The 20,414-nt window shown below is 64.7% G+C and carries 15 protein-coding genes; 7 read left to right on the top strand and 8 right to left on the bottom strand.

Annotated elements, in window-relative coordinates:
- Positions 1–87: 87 nt before the first annotated feature.
- The gene (locus QMZ05_RS35020; RefSeq protein ID WP_353704897.1) at positions 88–1,821 is read right to left on the bottom strand and encodes a cation:proton antiporter; all 1,734 of its coding nucleotides are present in this window, start codon (positions 1,819–1,821) and stop codon (positions 88–90) included.
- 59 nt (positions 1,822–1,880) lie between these two features.
- On the opposite strand from QMZ05_RS35020, the gene QMZ05_RS35025 reads away from it, so the two are divergent.
- Together QMZ05_RS35025 and QMZ05_RS35030 are read left to right on the top strand one after the other, a co-directional pair.
- Positions 1,881–2,423 (top strand): DUF3124 domain-containing protein, encoded by a 543-nt coding sequence (locus tag QMZ05_RS35025; RefSeq protein WP_353704898.1) that lies wholly within the window; start codon positions 1,881–1,883, stop codon positions 2,421–2,423.
- A 71-nt stretch (positions 2,424–2,494) separates the two neighbouring features.
- On the top strand, positions 2,495–3,733 hold the full coding sequence (locus QMZ05_RS35030; RefSeq protein WP_353704899.1) for a PLP-dependent aminotransferase family protein: 1,239 nt from the start codon (positions 2,495–2,497) through the stop codon (positions 3,731–3,733).
- A 110-nt stretch (positions 3,734–3,843) separates the two neighbouring features.
- On the opposite strand, the gene QMZ05_RS35035 is transcribed toward QMZ05_RS35030, so the two are convergent.
- Positions 3,844–5,124 carry an amidohydrolase/deacetylase family metallohydrolase gene (locus QMZ05_RS35035; RefSeq protein WP_353704900.1) on the bottom strand — a complete coding sequence of 427 codons (1,281 nt, stop codon included), beginning with the start codon at positions 5,122–5,124 and terminating at the stop codon, positions 3,844–3,846.
- A gap of 233 nt (positions 5,125–5,357) precedes the next feature.
- Between QMZ05_RS35035 and QMZ05_RS35040 the strand changes: the two genes are divergently transcribed.
- The gene (locus QMZ05_RS35040) at positions 5,358–5,600 is read left to right on the top strand and encodes a hypothetical protein (protein ID WP_353704901.1); all 243 of its coding nucleotides are present in this window, start codon (positions 5,358–5,360) and stop codon (positions 5,598–5,600) included.
- A gap of 91 nt (positions 5,601–5,691) precedes the next feature.
- Here the strand turns inward: QMZ05_RS35040 and QMZ05_RS35045 are convergent, their stop codons facing one another.
- The 4 genes from QMZ05_RS35045 to QMZ05_RS35060 all read right to left on the bottom strand — a co-directional run bounded on the left by QMZ05_RS35045 (position 5,692) and on the right by QMZ05_RS35060 (position 12,680).
- The gene (locus QMZ05_RS35045) at positions 5,692–6,510 is read right to left on the bottom strand and encodes an aldo/keto reductase (RefSeq protein ID WP_353704902.1); all 819 of its coding nucleotides are present in this window, start codon (positions 6,508–6,510) and stop codon (positions 5,692–5,694) included.
- A 168-nt stretch (positions 6,511–6,678) separates the two neighbouring features.
- Positions 6,679–8,259 carry an alkaline phosphatase D family protein gene (locus QMZ05_RS35050; protein ID WP_353704903.1) on the bottom strand — a complete coding sequence of 527 codons (1,581 nt, stop codon included), beginning with the start codon at positions 8,257–8,259 and terminating at the stop codon, positions 6,679–6,681.
- A 276-nt stretch (positions 8,260–8,535) separates the two neighbouring features.
- Positions 8,536–8,922, bottom strand: a complete 387-nt coding sequence (locus QMZ05_RS35055; RefSeq protein ID WP_353704910.1) for a hypothetical protein — start codon at positions 8,920–8,922, stop codon at positions 8,536–8,538.
- Between the two features lie 284 nt (positions 8,923–9,206).
- Entirely contained in the window at positions 9,207–12,680 is a 3,474-nt protein-coding gene (locus tag QMZ05_RS35060) for an indolepyruvate ferredoxin oxidoreductase family protein (RefSeq protein ID WP_353704904.1), read from the bottom strand.
- Positions 12,681–12,921: 241 nt separating this feature from the next.
- On the opposite strand from QMZ05_RS35060, the gene QMZ05_RS35065 reads away from it, so the two are divergent.
- The 4 genes from QMZ05_RS35065 (at position 12,922) to QMZ05_RS35080 (ending at position 15,736) form a co-directional block, all read left to right on the top strand.
- Complete coding sequence (locus tag QMZ05_RS35065) at positions 12,922–13,875, top strand: hypothetical protein (RefSeq protein WP_353704905.1); 954 nt, start codon at positions 12,922–12,924, stop codon at positions 13,873–13,875.
- Between the two features lie 47 nt (positions 13,876–13,922).
- Positions 13,923–14,477, top strand: coding sequence for a carboxymuconolactone decarboxylase family protein (locus QMZ05_RS35070; RefSeq protein ID WP_353704906.1), 555 nt, complete (start codon positions 13,923–13,925; stop codon positions 14,475–14,477).
- Between the two features lies 1 nt (position 14,478).
- Positions 14,479–15,279 (top strand): SDR family NAD(P)-dependent oxidoreductase, encoded by an 801-nt coding sequence (locus tag QMZ05_RS35075; protein WP_353704907.1) that lies wholly within the window; start codon positions 14,479–14,481, stop codon positions 15,277–15,279.
- Positions 15,280–15,517: 238 nt separating this feature from the next.
- Positions 15,518–15,736, top strand: coding sequence for a hypothetical protein (locus QMZ05_RS35080; protein ID WP_050423097.1), 219 nt, complete (start codon positions 15,518–15,520; stop codon positions 15,734–15,736).
- A 136-nt stretch (positions 15,737–15,872) separates the two neighbouring features.
- Here the strand turns inward: QMZ05_RS35080 and QMZ05_RS35085 are convergent, their stop codons facing one another.
- Both QMZ05_RS35085 and QMZ05_RS35090 read right to left on the bottom strand, forming a co-directional pair.
- Positions 15,873–19,055, bottom strand: coding sequence for a multidrug efflux RND transporter permease subunit (locus QMZ05_RS35085; protein ID WP_353704908.1), 3,183 nt, complete (start codon positions 19,053–19,055; stop codon positions 15,873–15,875).
- Positions 19,056–19,078: 23 nt separating this feature from the next.
- Entirely contained in the window at positions 19,079–20,323 is a 1,245-nt protein-coding gene (locus tag QMZ05_RS35090) for an efflux RND transporter periplasmic adaptor subunit (RefSeq protein WP_353704909.1), read from the bottom strand.
- Positions 20,324–20,414 lie beyond the last annotated feature (91 nt).

The following is a 20,414-nucleotide window of genomic DNA, read 5'->3' on the forward strand; positions in this document are numbered from 1 at the left end:
AACCAACAGGCCGCTCGCGAGCGCGCTTCTATATCGCGCCGTAGCGAGCGGGCGGCCGGCCCGTTACCCCATCTACGTAGCGAGCCTCTACGGCAGCACCTCGCGCCGGTCGCTGAGCTGGGCATCCAGCTCGGCCCGCTTGTCGTCGAGCAGGCCGGCGTCGGCAGCCTCGATCACCGAATAGAGCTCGCCGGCGTCGCTGAGCCGGGTCACCGTCACATAGTCGGCGCCGGCCGCGTAGAGGTCGTCGACGCCGGTCAACAGATCCGCGGTGGCGACGATCCGCGCGGTCGGATTCAGGGCGCGGACGTGGCGCACCAGCTTCTCATTGTCGGCGCCGACCAGGAGGAAGTCCGGCACGCTCAGGATGATGATTTCGGCCTTGCCGATGCCGGCGTGCACCAGCGTATCGACATTGCTGATGTCGCCATAGATCACGTGCATGCCGCGGTCGGACAGCGTGCGGAACACCAGCGGGTTGAAGTCGATGACGCTGATCTGCTCGAGCAGCGACTGGTTCTGCCGCTCGATCTGGCTGACCAGCGCGCTCGCGGCGCGGAAAAAGCCGAGAATGACAATGCGCCGGATCTCGCCGTGTCCACCTTCCTGGCCGGCCTCACCGCGGCCCTCGCCGACGTGGTCGAGATCGCGCAGCCCGATCCGCTTCAGCGGTCCGATCAGGCCGCGCACGATCTGGTCGCTGCGGCCCATCGCGAAGGTCGAGAGCACCGCGAGCACCACGAAGGCGAACGAGGCCGCGCTCGCGGTCTCCGTCCCGATATGGTTGGCGGCAACGCCGGTCTGGATCACCACCAGCGAGAACTCGGAAATCTGCGCCAGATTGATCGCCGGCAGTAGGCTGGCGCGCAGGCCCTGCTTCATCAGATAGAGCGGCGTGAATGTGGTAACCAGGCGGCTCACCACTGTGAAGGCCGCGATCACGAGCGCAAGCCCGATCACCGAGAGCCCCGGGATCGGGATCGTCATGCCGAGCGCGACGAAGAACAGCGTGATGAAGAAATCCCGCAGCGTCGTGACCTTGGCGGTGACGTCGAGCGCGTAGGGAAAGGTCGAGATCGAGACGCCGGCGACCAGCGAGCCCATCTCGCGCGACAGATGCAGCCGCTCGGCGATCTCGCCGATCAGGAAGCACCAGGCGAGCGCGCCGAGCAGCACGAGCTCGGGCCGCCGCGCGATCTGGTGGAACAGCCGCGGCAGCACGTAGCGGCTCAGCACCAGCGCGGTCGCGACCAGCACCGCGACGCGGGCGATCGACAGCAGCACGACGCTGATCTGCAGGTTGTCGAGACTCGGCTGCACCGCCAGGAACAGGATCGCGAAGATGTCCTGCAGCACCAGCACGCCGAGCGTGATGCGGCCCGGCAGCGTATCCAGCTCGCGCTTCTCGTACAGCACCTTGACGATGATGACGGTCGAGGACAGCGCGCAGGCGACGCAGAGATAGATTGCATCGAACTTGCCGCCGCCGACCGCAAGCCCGATTCCGGCAAAGAACGCGACGCCGATCAGGCAGCCGCCGATCAGCTCGCCGGCGCCGGCGAACAGGATGACCTTGCCGGCGCGGATGATCTTCTTGAGGTCGATTTCCAGCCCGATCATGAACAGCATGAAGATCAGGCCGAGCTCGGAGATGACGCTGATCGACTCCTGGGACTTGACCCAGCCCATGCCGAATGGACCAATGAAAAAGCCGGCGATAAGGTAGGCCAGTATCAGCGGTTGCCGGGAGAAATGGGCGAGCAGCCCAATCCCCCAGGCAAGCAGGATACAGAGCGTGATATCGGGAATCAGTTCATGCATGCGTCAAAGACTTCCTGTTGCCGCAACCTAGAGGGCCGGGCGTGAGGATCAACCGAGCAATGTGTCACATCCGCGCAGGCGGCATTTTTCTGGCAGCTTTACTCTGCCTGCTCACCGGGAGAGTGACCGAGGCGCTAGCACAGTCCTCGGCAAGTATTGAACAAAATTTCGCGAACTCGCTGACCGCGGTGCCATCGGAAGGTCTCACCGCCTCCGGTGCATTCTACGTGCCGGTGTATTCCAGCGTGTCGATGAGCCAGGGCAAGCTCAGGGCCGATTTCTCGGTGACGCTCAGCGTGCACAACGCTTCCGAAACCAGGCCCCTGGTGCTGAAGCGGATCGCCTATTTCGACACATCAGGCAAGATGGTGGAGAGCTACCTCAAATCGCCGATCGCGCTAAAACCGTTTGCGACCGTCGAGGTCGCGATCGCCACGACCGATACCCGCGGCGGCACCGGCGCGAATTTCGTGGTCGATTGGGCGGCCGACGGCGAAATCGCGGAACCGGCGGTCGAGGCCTTGATGGTCGGCAGCGTCGGCGCCGGGCACTATGCCTTCATCAGCCAGGGTCGCCCGATCCGGCTGACCGGCAAGAACTGAATTGAACTGACTTCACGGAAAGCCGCTTCCCGCAGGCCTTCTCAACGACAACAACACGGAGCGAAACGTCCATGTCCACTTCAGCCCAGTTCGACTTTGCACCATTGCTTCCGGCCGGCCTGCCCGCGCCGGCCGCGCGCTGGACCGGGCTTGCCAAATACAGCTTCGTCGGCGGCAACAACGATCCCGACCAGGTCCCGGTCGACGGGCTGCTGGAAGCGGTCAATGCCGTGCTGAGGCGCGAGGGCAGGAATCTGGCGACCTACAATCTCGCGCACGGACCGCAGGGCTATCTGCCGTTGCGCCAGTTTCTGACCGAGAAGCTGAAGCGCGATGCCGGGATCGCCTGCACGCCGGACGAGATCATGATCGTCTCCGGCTCGCTGCAGGCGCTCGACCTGGTCAATCAGACGCTGCTTGCCAAGGGCGACACCGTGCTGATCGAGCAGGAGACCTATCAGGGCTCGCTGAACCGGCTGACGCGGCTCGGCGTCAACGCGGTCGGCATTCCCCTCGACGGCGAGGGTATCAGGATCGATGCGCTGGCCGCAGCGCTCGCCGATCACAAGCGGCGCGGCATCACGCCGAAATACATCTACACCATCCCGACAGTGCAGAACCCGACCGGCTCGATCCTTCCCGAGAGCCGCCGCGCCGAGATGCTGAAGCTGTCAAAAGAATACGGCGTGCCGATCTTCGAGGATGATTGCTACGCCGACCTGATCTGGAACGGCGAACGGCCGCCCGCGATTTATGCAATGAGCACGCATGGCGGCGTGATCCATATCGGCTCGTTCTCGAAGTCGATCGCGCCGGCCCTGCGGGTCGGCTTCATCGTCGCGCCGTGGGCGATCATGTCACGGATGCTGCCGCTGAAGACCGACGCCGGCTCGGGCGCGCTGGAGCAGATGGTGCTGGCGGAATATTGCGCGCCGCATTTTTCGACCCATGTGCCGCGGCTCGCCAAGGGCCTGCGCGCCAAGCTCGACACGCTGATGGAAGCGCTGAACGAGCAGTTCGGCACCTCGGCGGAATTCGAGGCGCCGAAGGGTGGCATCTTCCTCTGGGTCAAGCTGCCCGACAATGTCGACACGCTGAAGCTCTACCAGGCGGCGCTGGCCGCCGGCGTCTCGATCAATCCGGGACCTGAATGGTCGACCAGCAAGGCCCATTCCGGCAGCCGGCTGCGTCTCTGCTTCGCCAGCCCCTCGCACGACCAGATCCGCGAAGGCGTCGCCGTGCTGGCCGAGGTGTGTCGCAAGGAGTTCGGCGTGCCCGCGCGCAGCAGCAATGTGGAGAAGCGCGGCTAGCGCTCCCCGCGCGGCAAGATGGATTGCTTCGTCGCTACGCTCCTCGCAATGACGGCTAGCTAGCTCGTCATTGCGAGCGAAGCGAAGCAATCCATCTGTCCATTTGCTCCTCACCGCACCGAAAACGGCGCCTGATAGGGCCGGCCGAACGGCACGCCGTTGACCACGGTCTGCACCGGTTTCAGCTGCAGATTGCCGTCGCGCTTGTTGTTGCGGGTGTCGACGAAGGTGACCGGGCCCTCGACGAGGTCCATGATCGCGACGTCGGCGGGCGCGCCGCGCTGCAGCGTGCCGATCTTGGGGGCGCGGTTGATGATCCGCGCCGGCACCGAGGTCGCCATCGCGACGACCTGATCCAGCGAGGAGCCCATCGCCAGGAACTTGCTCATCACGTTCGGCAGGAACGGGATGCCGGGCGAGTTGCCCGAGAAGACGTGGATGTCGGAGGAGATCGTATCGGGCGTGCAGCCCGCAGGGATCGCGATCTCGGCAACCGTGAAATCGAAACTGCCGCCGCCATGGCCGACATCGAACAGCACGCCGCGCTGCTTGGCCGCGAGCGCCGCCGGCAACAGCTTGCCGTCCTGCACGATGTTGGTGAAGGCGCCGGACATGTTCGGCGCGCCGGAATAGGCGTGGGTCAGGATATCGCCCGGCCGCAGCAGATTGAGGATGTCGGACATCAACTCCTTGGTCTCGACGCCGCCGATATGCACCATCATCCGCGCCGGCCAGCCGCACATCTCGCAGGCCTGGATGCCGCGCTTCAGCGGCTCGATGCCATGCTTGAAGATGACGTTCTCCGACATCCGCACCTTGACCCCGATCAGGAAGTCCGGGTTCTCGGCGAGCGCCATCGCGCAGGCTTCGACCTGGGCGTTGTCGATGTTGTAGAGCTCGGCCACCGGAAAAGCCGACAGGCCGTTATTGGCGATATGGACGAAGGCGTAGATCCGCGCCCGCGACTGCGCCACGATGAAGCGCCGCAGCGCCGCGAGATTGTTGACGCCGGCATCGCCGGCCGAGACCACGGTCGTGGTGCCCTGGAATTGCACCAGCTCGTCGGCGGGAATGCCGATCGCCGATCCATAGGGGTAGACATGGCAGTGCAGATCGACGAGGCCCGGCATCACCAGCTTGCCCGACGCGTCGATGGTCTTGCCGGCGCGCGCAGCCGGAATCTCGTCTTCGATCGATTCGATAAAGCCCCAGCGGATGCCGATGTCGCGCTTGCCGCGCAGCGACTGGCTGGGATCGATCACGTCGCCGCTCTTGATCACGAGGTCGAACTTGTCGTCCGGCCCCATCGCGGCAGCGGCCGGCCCTGCGATGGCGCTAGCGGCGGCCGATCCCGTAGCTTTCAAAAAATCCCGGCGTGAAAATTGGCTCACGGCAACGTCCCCCCGAACATTGATTTTTATGGCGCGATGATGCGTCGGGCGCAGTGGTTAGGCAAGACCGTCGAAAGCAGGCGGCGGCGCTGATTCATCGGTTGTGCAGCCAACGCACCGCGAGCGGAGTCACGCCTGCATTGCTGAACAACCGTTCAGAAAACTCCGCCTGTTCCTGAGGAACGTTTCGATGCCCGCACGGTTTCCCCCTCGCATCATTTGAGGAGGATAAGATGAAAAAGATTAGCTTTGTTCTCGCGGCGATTGGCGCGCTTGCAGTGGCCGTTCCGTCGATCGCGAGCGCCGAGACCGTCGTGATCGACCGCGGCGACAATCATCACTGGAATCGCAGCTGGAACGCGCACGCCGAGATGCGTCGTGAGCGCGGTTGGTGGCACCATGATCGCGGTTGGCACAACGGTTGGCGCCATCACCACCATGACCGAACGATGATCATCGAGCGGCACCGCTACTAAAGACCGATACAACATAAAGGCCGACACAACGGAAAATGGCTCCTCGCGGAGCCATTTTCTTTTTCAACATTCGTATCGGATGGTCGACGGCTCAATCCCACGCCGGGGCAAAGCCCGGATTGACGCAGCGAATGTCCTTGCGCAGCGCGGCGATTGCCTTGCGGTCGTCGTCGTCGAGCTTCACCTTCAGCGCGTCGAGATTGGCCTGCTGGCTTTCGGCGCGCGAGGCTTTCGGGATCGCCGCGACGCCGTCCTGATCGAGCAGCCATTTCAGCGCCACCTGGGCTGCGGTCGCATCATGCTTGCGGCCGATCTTGGCCAATGTCTCGTCGGTCGCGAAACGTCCCTGCGCCAGCGGACAATAGGCCACCAGCGGGATCGATTTCGCGGCGAGATATTTCCGCACCGGCGTCTGATCCAGCATGGCGTGATATTCGATCTGGTTGCAGGCGATCGGCGCCTTGATATCCTCGACCACGGTCTTGAGCAGCGCGGTGGTGAAATTGGCGACGCCGATCGCGCGGACACGGCCCTCCTCCTTCAGCCGCATCAACGTCTCGAACACGGCAGGCAGCTTCATGCTCCGCGACGGCCAGTGCACCAGATAGAGATCGACGTGATCGAGCCGCAGCTTGTTCAGGCTGGTGTCGAACGCCCTTTGGATCGCATCCGGCGCAAGGTTCTCGTGCCAGACCTTGGTGGTCACATGCAGGTCCTTGCGCGCGACCTTCGCCGCCGCGATCGCCTCTCCGATCGCCTCTTCGTTGCCGTACATCTCGGCGGTGTCGATGTGCCGGTAACCGAGCCCGAGCGCGCTCTCGACCGCCGCGCGGCAGGCATCGCCCTGCATGCGGAAGGTGCCGAGACCGAGCTGCGGCAGGCTGATGCCCTGTGTTTGCAGATTTTCCATGGATAGCTCCTGACGCGTGGGACGCCGATGAAATCGACGACGTCACGCCAGCAAATCAGCTGAAAGGAATGAAATTGGCAGAACTGCCAAGCGACAGTGTGCCCGCAAACCGGCCCGTCGAGCAAGGCGCCCGGCAATCAAGATGTCGCGACGGGATCAGGGACGGATCTAGATGTGCTGCGCCATGATCTGGCCGGGCCGCGCGTCAGGCCGCGGCTCGATGTCGACCGACCACAGGTCGTGGTTGTCGACGTCCTTCAGCGTCACCGTCATGACGCCGGTCCTGCCGTCGATATCGACGCGACCGAAGAATTGCAGGCCGAAGCAGGGCGCGAGATTGTCGCCCTGTTCGGCCGAGCAGCCCTTCTGGTACATCGCCTTCGGGCCGAAAGTGTTATCGAGCTCGCCGGGCGACCAGGTGCCGGCATGCAGCGGGCCGGAGACGAACTCCCAGAACGGCTCGAAGTCCTGGAACACCGCGCGGTTCGGATCGTAGTGATGCGCGGCGGTGTAGTGCATGTCGGCGGTGAGCCACGCCGTGTTGCGGACGCCGGCGCGCTTCATGAAGGACAAGAGATCGGCGATCTCGTGCTCGCGCCGCTCGGGCGGGCCGTCGCCGAGCGCGACCGCATCGAGGCTGACGAGACCGATCGGCAGATCCGCGGCGATCACCTTCCAGACAGCATCCGACGCCACCAGCTCGCGCTTCAGCCAGGCGAGTTGGCTGTCGCCGAGGATGAAGGCCTGGTCCGGATCGCCCTGCTTGTTCCAGCTGGAATCGCGGTAGGAGCGCATGTCGATGACGAAGACGTCGAGCAGCGGCCCGTACGCGACCTTGCGATAGACCCGGCCGTCGCGCTCCGGCATCAGCCGCATCGGCATGAATTCATGGAAGGCGCGGCGCGCCCGCGCCACCAGGCGCGACGTGCCGTCCGAGTCGTAGCCGGTCGAATCAGCGGTGCCGATCGGCGACCAGTCGTCGGCCACCTCATGGTCGTCCCACTGCGCAAAGACAGGCACTTCGGCGTGGAAGGCGCGAAAATTCTCGTCGAGCCAATTGTATTTGTAGTTGCCGCGGAACTCATCGAGGCTGTGCGCGACGACCGATTTCTCCGCGGTGACGATGTTGCGCCAGACCTCGCCATTCGGCAGCGCCTGCTGCGGCGGCACCGTGCAATCGGCATAGATGTGATCGCCGGAATGGATGAAGAAGTCCGGGCGCTCGTTCAGCATGGTGCGGTAGCTGCGCAAGCCGCCGCGCGCGGGGTCGATGCCCCAGCCCTGCCCGGCCACATCGCCGGACCAGACGAACGAAACCGAGCGGCGATCGACCGGCGCGGTGCGGAAATGCCCGACCCGGCTTTCGCCTGAGATGCCGTCGCAGTCCTCGAAGCGCACACGGTAGAACAGGTCCTGGCCCGGCGGCAGGCCATCGAGCAGCAGTTTGGCGGTGAAGTCGCGCTCGGGCAGCGCATCGGCGGCTACGGTGCGCAGGATGGTGGCGAAGCTCTCGACCGCAGCGCATTCGATGCGCATGCGCGCGGCGCGATCGGCGCGGGCCCAGATCACAGCGGAGTCACTTGCGACGTCACCGGACTGGATGCCGGCGATCGAAGGCCGATCCGCCGCACGGCTCAGATACGGCCTTGCCAGCGCGCCCAGTCCCGCCAGCGCGGCCGTGGACGCCGAGCGCACCAGAAGCTGACGCCTTGTGAGGCCTCGCCGCCTCGCGGAGATCGCAGTCGGCATTCGGTAACCTTCGTCGAATCCTGACGAGGGTTTTGCCTGCGCCGTTTGACTCCGGACTTACAGTTTCTTGACTCCCCGCCGACGGTTTTGCGACGGCGGGATGACTCGGGTCCCGAAAGCCAGACCCGTCATCCTGAGGAGCGCGGAACGCGCGTCTCGAAGGATGAATCGGGCACAGACGGGCCGTGCATCCTTCGAGACGCGCGCAAGGGCGCGCTCCTCAGGATGACGGGTCTGAGAGTTGATTCGCGAACGAAGTCGAAGCGCGAAGGCCCCTCACCGCTGCCAGTTGCAGATGCCGCCAGTGCGGCACGGCCAGGTCTGGATCCGGGTGTCGCGGGCTTCCGCATTGAGCGGGTTGGAATGCCGGCGCGCGAGCTTGGAGCGGGCCGGAACGTGCGCGACCGCGCGCTTCCTCTCATGCGGCGCCGTCTCACGAGGCTCCGTCACCCGGGTCGTCCGCACGGGCTTCTGCCGCTCGACCTTCGGCTCCTCGATCTTCGGTTCAGCGGCAGCATGCTGATCCGGACCGTGGTCGGTCTTCGCCTCCACCGGAACCGGCTCGAACTGCGCGGGCGGGCCAAGCGGCTTCGGCGACAGCACAGCGCGGGAGAGATCGAGGCTGAAGAACTCGCTGGGGCGGTAGTCGTCAGCAAACGCCACGCCGCCTAAAGCCAGGCACGCGGTACAAACGGTTGCAACGAAAACGCTTTTCAGGACCGTCAAAAGGGCCTCCTGAAATCACTCGAACGGAACAGCCATCATGTAGGGACCCGGCCGCGCGAATCCAGCCGCAGGTTGCGGGCAGGGTTACCGGTCAACCAAGGCGGCCGTGGAAAGTTCCCCGGCCGCCCCGTTCCGATGGAATCGGATCGGCGCCCTAGATCCTGCTCTGACGCGTTTTCTTCACGCGAACCGGTAGCCGCTTCGCTCGAAAATGCTTTGGCCTATTCCGCCGCTTGCGCCAGCGGCTGGCCGATCGCGCGCTCCAGCCGCGCGCATTCGGTGCGGTAGCGGGCGACGTTGCCTTCCTTGATGTGGCCATAGCCGCGCACGAGGTCCGCAGCCTTCGCCAGCGCCACGAGGCGCGGCAAATCGAGCGGCTTCTTGCCGTCGAGATGACGCAGGACCATCGCCGAATAGTCGACCGGCAGCGCGCGTTCCATCTTGCGCTCGGCGGTATAGCCGAAGATGTCGAACGCAGTGCCGCGCAGGCCCTTCAGCCCCGCCAGCAGGCCGAACGCCTTGAAGATCCACGGCCCGAACTCGCGCTTCTGCAAACGCCCGGTGACGGGATCGCGCTGCGCCAGCAGCGGCGGCGCCAGCAGGACCTTCAGACCGGAATTGCCCTCGAACTGCTCCCGCAAGGCCTTCGCAAACTCGCCGTCGGAATAGAGCCGCGCGACCTCGTATTCGTCCTTGTAGGCCATCAGCTTGAACAGGCCTTTTGCAAAAGCCTCGGTCAGGTCCTGCGAGCCCGGAGCCGACGCGGCCTCGGCTGAGCGGACGCGCGCGACGTCGTCGAGATAGCGCTTGGCGTAAGCCGCATCCTGATAGTCAGTGAGGAATTTGGCGCGGAACGCGATCACCTCGTCGAGCGTCTTCTTTGCCGGCGCTGTGCCTGCATTCTTGAAGCGCGCGGCGCTGACCACGCGCTGCAGATCGTGCGCGGCGAGCCGGCCCCACGAGAACGCGGTCTTGTTCATCTCGATGGCGGCGCCGTTGAGCTCGATCGCTTTCAGGATCGCCTCCAGCGAGAGCGGGATCGCGCCGCGCTGGAACGCGAAGCCGAGCATGAAGGCGTTGGTCGCGATGCTGTCGCCCATCAGCGCGGTCGCAAGCCCGGTGGCATCGAGAATATCGAGATCGCCAGGCGTCACCGCGCCGTTCAGCGCATCGCGCATCGAGCTGGCCTCGAAATCGATATCGGGATCGATCACGAAGCTCGCGGTCGGCAGCAAATCGGCGTTGACGACGGCGCGGGTGACGCCGCGCTCAGCGCGGCTCAGCGCCGGCACGCTGGTGGCGACGACGAGGTCGCAGCCGAGGATCAGATTGGCATTGCCGGGCGCGATGCGGACCGTGGTCAGCATGTCGGACGCGGGCGCGAGCCGGACATGGCTCATGACCGCGCCGTTCTTCTGCGACAGGCCGGTGAAGTCGAGCGTCGAGCAGGCGAGCCCCTCGACATGCGCGGCCATGCCGAGCAGCGCGCCGATGGTGATGACACCCGTGCCGCCGATGCCGGTGATCAGGATGTTGTAGGGAGCGGTCAACGCGGCCGCGGGCGGCGCCGGGAGGTCGGCGAACAGTGCCTTGGGATCGGCGGCGGTGCGGTCAGCCTTGCGCAGCTTGGGATCCTGCACCATCACGAAGCTCGGGCAGAAGCCTTCGATGCAGGAGAAATCCTTGTTGCAGTTCGACTGGTCGATGCGGCGCTTGCGGCCGAGCTCGGTCTCCAGCGGCTGCACCGAGACGCAGTTCGACGCCACCGAGCAATCGCCGCAGCCTTCGCAGACGCGCTCATTGATGAAGACGCGCTTGGCCGGATCGGGAAACAGCCCGCGCTTGCGGCGGCGGCGCTTCTCGGCGGCACAGGTCTGGTCGTAGATCAGGACGGTAAGGCCCTCGATCTCGCGCAAGGTCCGCTGCACGGCATCGAGCTCACGGCGATGATGGATGGTGGCGCCGGACGGGAAATAATTGGCGGGATATTTGTCGGGATCGTCGGACACGATCGCGAGCTTCTTGGTGCCCTCCGCCCAGACCTGATGCGCAATCTGCGCCACCGTGAAGCCACCTTCGGCGGGCTGGCCGCCGGTCATCGCGACCGCGTCGTTGTAGAGGATCTTGTAGGTGATGTTGACGCCGGCCGCAGCCGCCGCGCGCAGCGCCAGCAGACCCGAATGGGTGTAGGTGCCGTCGCCGAGGTTCTGGAACACGTGCTGTTCGCTGGTGAACGGCGCCTGCCCGATCCAGCTCACGCCCTCCGCGCCCATATGCGAGATGGTCTGGGTGTTGCGGTTCGGCACCGACAGCGCCATGCCGTGACAGCCGATGCCGGCCATGGCGCGGCTGCCCTCGGGGATCTTGGTCGACGAGTTGTGCGGGCAGCCCGAGCAGAAATACGGCGTGCGCGACAGCTTCGCGGCACCGGTCCCCTCGGCCGGGCGATCGAACGCCTCGAGTTTTGCCAGGCGCTGCTCCAGCAGCGGGCTGCGGTGGCCGAGCTTGCGCAGCCGCGCCACCACGGCGGCAGCGACCATGGTCGGCGTCAGCTCGCCCTCGCTCGGCAGCAGCGGCGCGCCGCTCTCGTCGCGCTTGCCGACCACTGACGGACGCTTCGACGCGTCCATGTTGTAGAGGATGCGGACCAACTGGTCCTCGATGAAGCCGCGCTTCTCCTCGACAACCAGCACGTCCTGCAGGCCCTCGGCGAAGGCGCGCGCGCCATTGGCTTCAAGCGGCCAGGTCAGCGCCACCTTGTAGATGCGCAAGCCCAGCGCCTGCGCCTCGGCATCGGTGATGCCGAGATCGGCGAGCGCCTGGCGCAGGTCGAGATAGGCCTTGCCGGTCGCCATGATGCCGAGCCGCGCCGGCTTGGAATCCAGCACGATGCGGTCGAACCGGTTGGCGCGGGCGAAGGCCGCGACCGCCTCCATCTTGGGTCCGTGCAGCCTGCGCTCGGCCTCCAGTGGCGGGTCCGGCCAGCGGATCGAGAGGCCGCCCGGCGGCATCTCGAAATCGTCGGGCATGATGATCTTGATGCGATCGGGATCGCTGACGATCGAGGCTGAGCTCTCCACCGTCTCCGAGATCGCCTTGAAACCGACCCAACAGCCGGAATAGCGCGACAACGCAAAACCGAGGATGCCGAGGTCGAGATAGTCCTGCAGCGTCGCCGGATTGACCACCGGCATCAGCGCCGAGGCGAACACCTGCTCGCTCTGATGCGCCAGGGTCGAGGACTGGCAGCCATGGTCGTCACCGGCCAGCGCGATCACGCCGCCATTCGGCGACGTGCCGGCGGAATTGGCGTGCTTGAGCGCATCGAGCGAGCGGTCGACGCCGGGGCCCTTGCCGTACCAGATGCCGAACACGCCATCGACCTTGGCGCCGGGGAACATGCCGACCTGCTGGCTGCCCCACACCGCGGTCGCCGCCAGATCCTCATTGAGGCCGGGAACGAAGGCGATGTCGTGCTCTTTGAGGAAGGATTTCGCCCGCCACAGCGCGTGGTCGTACATGCCGAGCGGCGAGCCGCGGTATCCGGAGATGAAACCGGCGGTGTTCAGCCCGTGCGCGCGGTCGCGTTCGCGCTGCAACATGGGCAATCGGACCAGGGCTTGGGTACCGGAGAGGAAGATTCGCTTTGTGTCCAACCGGTACTTGTCGTCCAGTCCAACGTCCATCAACGCCATCAGTCTCACGCTCCCCGTAGATCCGTCGCGCCGGCCCGAACCGGTCTCATTGTCGTGCGCATGATCATGCATCAGCATGCACTGATTTTGTTATGCATCAACAGCCCCGTTTCCATGGCCGCAGCACATATCTCGTTGTTGCGTGTGCGAGGGCTTGTTGCTCTGCGAGGCCTTGTTGCTCTGCGAGGCCTTGCCGAACCCCGGCATCTTTGAAACGGTGGCGCGCAAAGGGAGACCAAGGATGATTAAAGTCGAATCCGCGTTCACCACGGAAATCGTGGAGAAGGACAATCTGCTGGTGGGTCCCTGGCGCAGCCCGAAGCAGATGCTGCAGGCCCAGACCTACGACTCTCACGCTTCGATCCACGACGATGCAACCGCCCAGAAGCTCGGCTTCCGCGGCGGCACCATCGAGGGGCCGACCCATTTCAGCCAGTTCGCGCCGCTGTGCGAACGGATCTGGGGCCGCGCCTGGTTCGAGACCGGCTGCCTGTCCGCGCATTACCGCACCCCGGTGTTCGAAGGCGAGGAAGTACAGGCCCAGATCGAGAAGCCGAAGCCGGGCCAGACCGTGTGCGAGATCGGGATGATCAAGCGCGACGGCACCGAGATCCTGCGCGGCACCGCCTCGATCGACGGTGACGGCACCGAGACGGCGCTGAGCCGCAGGCTCGGCGAATTGAAGCCGCTGATCGATCCCGTGATCCTCGCCGACATCAAGGTCGGCATGAAGACGCCCCGGCAGGCGATCAAGATGGATTTCGACCAGAACATGGGCGACCTCTATCCGTTCTCGCTCGCCGACAAGCTGAAGGTGATCACCGAGCCCTCGGATGGCTACTACGCGCAGGAGCACAATCCGTGGGGCCGCGCCGTCATCCCGATGGAGATGCTGAGCGTGCTGTTCCAGTACCGCGCCCGCGAGGACCGGCTGCCGGTCCGCGGCCCCGCCGTCGGACTGTTCGCCGACCAGGAAATCCGGCTGCTGCGCGGGCCGCTATTCCCCGGCGAGACCTATTGGGTCGAGCGCGAGGTCGTGGCGCTCTCCGGCAGCAAGCGCACCGAGAGCATGTGGGTGCGCTCGACCGTGTTCGATGCCGACGACGCCGTGGTCGCGACCATGCTGCTGAACGGCGCCAGCATGAAGGATTCCTACGCCAACTACGCCAGCGAGCATAAGGCACTCTACGGCTGAAGCGACAGCCGCCCTCTCCGCAAGCCGCCGAACCAAGGACAACAACAATGGCCCGCCTGCCCTATCTCGAAGCCGACCAGGTCGCACCTGAGTATCGCGACATGCTCAAGCGCAACACCAATCTGCACAAGCTTTTGGTCAACTCGCCGGACATGGCGCGCGCCTTCAACGGCATCGGCGGCTACATCCGCTTCAAGAGCAAGCTCGACCCGCGGCTGCGCGAGCTTGCGATCCTGCAAGTCGGCTGGCTGGAGAAATCCGAGTACGAGTTCACCCACCATGTGAAGATCGGCAAGGAGTTCGGCGTCACCGACGAAGATATCCAGGGCCTGATCGCGGAGACCGACGGCAAACCCTCGAAGCTCGAGCCGCTGGCGAAGGCGATCCTCAGGGGCGCCCGCGAGATGGTGCGCGAGCTCGCAATGTCGGAGGCGACCTTCGCCGAGATCAAGCAGCATCTCTTCGACGAGCACATGACCGACCTGGTGCTGACGATCGCGTTCTACTGCGCGGTGGTGCGCGTGCTCGCCACCATGCAGATCGACAACGAGCCCACCTACAAAGAGGTACTGCAGCAGTACCCGATCCCGGGAGTGAAGTGACATGCGCCTGCAAGATCGTGTCGCCATCGTCGTCGGCGCCGGCCAGAGCCCCGGCGAGGGCATCGGCAACGGCCGCGCCACCGCGCTGACCTTCGCCCGTGAAGGCGCCAAGGTGCTGTGCGTCGATCACAATCTCGCGTCGGCGCAGGAGACCGTCGACCTGATCGCGGCCAAGGGCGGGACGTCAGTCGCCTTCAAGGCCGATGTCACCAAGAATGCCGACATCAAGGCGATGGTGGCGGATGCGCATGGCCGCTGGGGCAGCGTCGATATCCTGCACAACAATGTCGGCGTCAGCCTCTCCGGTGGCGATGCCGAATTGCTCGACATCACCGAGGAGGCGTTCGACCGCTGCGTGGCGATCAACCTGAAGAGCTGCATCCTCGCCGCCAAGCACGTGATCCCGATCATGCGCCAGCAGCAGCGCGGCTCGATCATCAACATCTCGTCGATGGCGGCGATCACGACCTATCCTTACGTCGCCTACAAGGCGACCAAATCGGCGATGATCGCCTTCACCGAACAGCTCGCCTACCAGAATGCCCAATATGGCATTCGCGCAAACGTGATCCTGCCGGGGTTGATGAACACGCCGATGGCGGTGGACACGCGCGCACGCGAGTTCAAGAAGAGCCGCGCCGAGGTCGAGGCCGAGCGTGACAGCAAGGTGCCGCTGCGTCACAAGATGGGCACCGGCTGGGATGTCGCCAATGCGGCGCTGTTTCTCGCCTCCGATGAAGCGAATTTCGTGACCGGTGTCACGTTGCCGGTCGACGGTGGTGCAAGCGTGCGGCGTGGTTAACCGGCTGCTTTAACCCGGTTAATCCTGGTGATTAACCTATGTGACCACGCGCGGTTAATCTCTGTGACGCAATCACGCGCTATTGCACCGCAATGATTCGAAAAAATTGAAGTATTCCAATGACACGGCGATGTGACGGCGCGTCCACATAAATCGAAATCCTGACTCGTTGTGGTCGCACGAAATTCATCTGCGCTCTGTATCTCGCACGCCAAGAACTTCTGGAGTGCCTGGACCAATGAGCGAAGAATTCGAACTCAGACCCGATCAGTGGGATGCGCTGAAAGCGTTGCGGGCTCCCGCAGCAAACCCTTCACGGCTGAACCGGTTTGCCGTCGAAAGCCTGATCACGCTCGGTTATGTCGCAGTACGAGGCGACGCGTTTGAGCTGACGCCCGCGGGCCGCAAGGTACTGGTCCGCGGTTCGTCACTTCTGCTGCTCGATATCGCAGCCTGATTCCTTCAAAGCTGACAGAACGAGAGCTTCAGTTTTGCTTCGATCAAAACCGAAGCTCTCGTTTCTCGTTTTTTTACGCGTTTTCTTCACGCGAACCGGTATCCACTTCGCTCGAAAACGCTCTGCACACGCGGCATCATGCCGCGTGTGCTTTTCCAGGGATGGTTGCCTCGCCGTGCTGCGTCAACGGCTTCATGCCGGTGAGCGTGCGCAGCAGCACATAGAACACCGGCGTCAGGAACAGGCCGAACACCGTGACGCCGATCATGCCGGAGAACACCGCGACGCCCATCGCGCGCCGCATCTCCGAGCCTGCGCCGGTCGACAGCACCAGCGGCAGCACGCCCATGATGAACGCCATCGACGTCATCAGAATCGGCCGCAGCCGCAGCCGGCTCGCCTCGATCGCCGCTCTGATCGGCGAACGCCCGGCGAATTCGAGCTCGCGCGCGAATTCGACGATCAGGATGGCGTTCTTGGCCGACAAGCCGACCAGCACGATCAGGCCGATCTGGGTGAACACGTTGTTGTCACCCTTCGACAGCCAGACGCCGAACATCGCGGCCAGGAGGCCCATCGGCACGATCATGATGATCGAGAGCGGCAGCGCCAGGCTCTCATAGAGCGCGGCGAGCACCAGGAACACCAGGAGGATCGCGAGCGGAAACACCCAGATCCCGGAATTGCCGGCGATGAATTCCTGATAGGTCAGGTCGGTCCATTCGAAGGCAAAGCCGGGCGGCAGCACTTCGGCTGCGATCCGCGTCGCCGCCTCCTGCGCCTGGCCGGAGGAATAGCCCGGCGCGGCAGCGGCATTGATGTCCGACGACAGGAAGCCGTTGTAGCGGATCGCACGCTCCGGCCCCGCGCTCTGGCGGACCTTCAGCAAGGCCGACAGCGGCACCATGTCACCGGACGACGAGCGCACCTTCAACTGCCTGATGTCGTCGGCCCGCGCGCGGAACGGCGCGTCCGCCTGCACATAGACCGAATAGGTGCGGCCGAATTTGTTGAAGTCGTTGACATAGTAGGAGCCGAGATAGATCTGCAGCGTGTTGAAGACCTCGGTGACCGGCACACCGAGCTGCAACGCCTTGGTGCGGTCGATGTCGGCGAACAGCTGCGGCACGTTGACCTGGAAGCTCGAGAACACGCCGGCGATCTCCGGCGCCTTCTGCATCGCCGCCATGAACGCCTTGGTCGCGTCGTTCAGCGCCTCATAGCCGAGGCCCGCGCGGTCCTCGATCTGCAGCTTGAAGCCGCCGATGGTGCCGAGGCCGTTGACCGGCGGCGGCGGGAACATCGCGATGAAGGCATCCTGGATGCCGGCATATTTCTTGTTCAGCGCCGCCGCGATCGCCGGTCCTGAGAGCGACGGATCCTTGCGCTCGTCGAACGGCTTCAGGGTCGAAAACACGATGCCGGCGTTGGAGGAGTTGGTAAAGCCCGAGATCGACAGGCCGGGGAACGCCACCGAGCTCTCGACGCCAGGCTGGGTCAGCGCGATGTCGCTCATCTTGCGAATCACTTCCTCGGTGCGGTCGAGCGTCGCGCCGTCGGGCAGGCGGGCAAAGCCGACCAGGTACTGCTTGTCCTGACCCGGCACGAAGCCGCTCGGCACCTGCTTGAACAGCACACCGGTGAGGCCGATCAAGAGCACGTAGAGACCGATCACCACGGCCTTGCCGTAGATCACCTTGGTGACGGTACGGCCGTAGTTCGCGGACGACTTGGTGAAGACCTTGTTGAAACCGCGGAAGAACCAGCCCAGCGACTTCTCCATGATCCGGGTCAGCCAATCCTTCGGCTCGTGATGCCCCTTCAGCAGCAGCGCCGACAGCGCCGGCGACAGCGTCAGCGAGTTGATCGCCGAGATCACGGTCGAGATCGCGATCGTCAACGCGAACTGCTTGTAGAACTGTCCGGTGAGGCCGGAGATGAAGGCGAGCGGCACGAACACCGCGATCAAGACCAGCGCAATCGCGATGATCGGGCCCGACACTTCGCGCATCGCCTGGTTGGTGGCATCGCGCGGCGACAGGCCGGATTCGATGTTGCGCTCGACGTTCTCGACCACGACGATGGCGTCGTCAACCACGATGCCGATGGCGAGCACCAGGCCGAACAGGCTGAGCGCGTTGATCGAGAAGCCGAACACATGCATCACAGCGAAGGTGCCGACGATCGACACCGGAACCGCGATCAGCGGAATGATCGAGGCGCGCCAGGTCTGCAGGAACAGGATCACCACCAGCACGACGAGCGCGATCGCCTCCAGCAGCGTATGAATGACGGCCTCGATCGAGGAGCGCACGAACTGCGTCGGATCGTAGACGATCTGGTACGACACGCCCTCCGGCATGTTCTTCTTGATCTCGGCCATCGTCGCGCGGACATGGTCGGAGATCTCGAGTGCGTTCGATCCGGGCGCCTGGAAGATCGGGATCGCGACCGCCTGCTTGTTGTCGAGCAACGAGCGCAGGCCGTATTCGGAGGCGCCGAGCTCGATCCGGGCGACGTCACGCAGCCGCACCACCTCGCCGGCTGCGCCGGTCTTAACCACGATGTCGCCGAACTGCTCCTCGGTCGATAGCCGTCCCTCGGCGTTGACGGAAAGCTGCAGGTCGATGCCCTTGACGCTGGGCGAGGAGCCGACCACGCCGGCCGCGGCCTCGACGTTCTGCGCCTGGATCGCGCGGACCACGTCGCTCGCGGTCAGCGCATGCTCGGCGGCTTTCTGCGGATCGACCCAGACCCGCATCGAGTAGTCGCCGGCACCATAGAGCTGGACGTCGCCGACGCCGTCGATCCGCGCCAGCCGGTCCTTGACGTTGAGCACTGCGTAGTTGCGCAGATAGGTCATGTCGTAGCGATTGTTCGGCGACAGCAGGTGCACGACCATGGTGAGGTCGGGCGAGCTCTTCTTGGTGATGATACCGAGCTGACGCACCACCGCCGGCAGGCGCGGCTCGGCCTGCTGCACACGGTTCTGCACCAGCTGGGTCGCTTTGTCGGGGTCGGTGCCGAGCCGGAACGTCACCGTCAGCGTCATCGCGCCGTCGGTGGTCGCCTGGCTCGACATATAGAGCATGCCTTCGACGCCGTTGATCTGCTCCTCGATCGGCGTTGCCACCGTCTCGGCGATCACCTTCGGATTGGCACCGGGATAGGTCGCACGCACCACGACCGACGGCGGTACCACATCGGGATATTCCGAAATCGGCATCGCCACCAGCGAGATCAGGCCGGCCAGGAAGATCAGGATCGATAGCACGCCGGCGAAGATCGGCCGGTCGATGAAGAATTTTGAGAGATTCATGGCTCCGCCCCCGCGCGCAGCGCCTAGCGCTGCACGACGTGCTGGTTGGTTTCAGTGGATGCCTGCTGCATGCCGCGCGCGCCCATCTCGGCGACTTCCATCTTCAGAAGGGCACCGGGACGCACGCGCTGCAGGCCGTTGACGACGATGCGGTCGCCGGATTTCAGGCCGGCAGTGACGATCCGCAGGCCATCGACCGCGCCGCCGAGCGTGACGGAGCGATAGACGGCGCGGCTGTCGTCGCCGACCAGCATGACGAACTTCTTGTCCTGGTCGGTGCCGACGGCGCGCTCGTCGATCAGCACCAGCGTCTGCTGCTTGGGCTGGCCCATGCGCACGCGCGCGAACTGTCCGGGAATCAGGCGGCCGTCGTCGTTCTTGAACACGGCACGGACGCGGATGGTGCCGCTCTGCCCGTTGACCTGGTTGTCGATCAGCTGGATGTGCCCCTTGGCGCTGAGGCCGCCCGACGTCACCATGTCGACCGGGATCTGATCGAGATTGCCGCGCTTGCCGGAGGCATCCGCGATCGAATTCAGTGCACGCAGCACCACTTCCTCATCCGCATCGAAGCTCGCATAGATCGGATTGACCGAGACCAGCGAGGTCAGGACCGGCGAAGATGTACCCGCGGCGACGAGATTGCCGACGGTGACCTCGATCCGGCCGACCCGGCCGTCGACCGGTGCGCGGACCTCGGTGTAATCGAGATTGAGCTTTGCGGTCTGCAGCGCGGCTTCGGCGGCCTTGACGTTGGCGATCGCCTCGCGATTGGCGTTGTCGCGCTGGTCGAAGTCGCGCTTGGTCACGATGTTGTTGCCGACCAGCTGCGCGCCGCGCTCGACTTCGCTCGTGGTGAACACGACGCGGGCCTTGGCGGCCTCGAGCTGGGCCTGGGCCCGGTCGACCTCGGCCGCGTAGGGCGCGGGGTCGATCTTGAACAGGATGTCGCCGGACTTCACCAGCGCGCCCTCGGTGAAGTTGGTCGAAAGGATCGCGCCGGCCACCCGCGGCCGCAGCTGGACGCGGTCGACGGCCTCGAGGCGGCCCGAGAAGTCATCGAACAGGGTGGTCGGCCGCGGCTGGATCACGGCGACCGTCACCGGCACCGCGGGTTCGGGCGCGGCGGCGGTCGCGGTCGCCTGCGCGGCATGGAAATGATGGCCGGTCGCGATCGAACCGACGACGGCCAGGGCGCCAAGGATCACGACACCGCCGACGACGCGTCGGAACCGGCCGGAACGGGGATTTTGGGTTGACGAGGGCATTCACGCGCTCCAGATATCTGTAGTGTTCGCTACAAATGTGGAGCTGGACGCCGGTTCGCAAGATACTTATGTATCGGGCACTACGAATTAA

It is taken from the genome of Bradyrhizobium sp. INPA03-11B (assembly GCF_040446015.1).
GTDB lineage: Bacteria > Pseudomonadota > Alphaproteobacteria > Rhizobiales > Xanthobacteraceae > Bradyrhizobium > Bradyrhizobium macuxiense_A.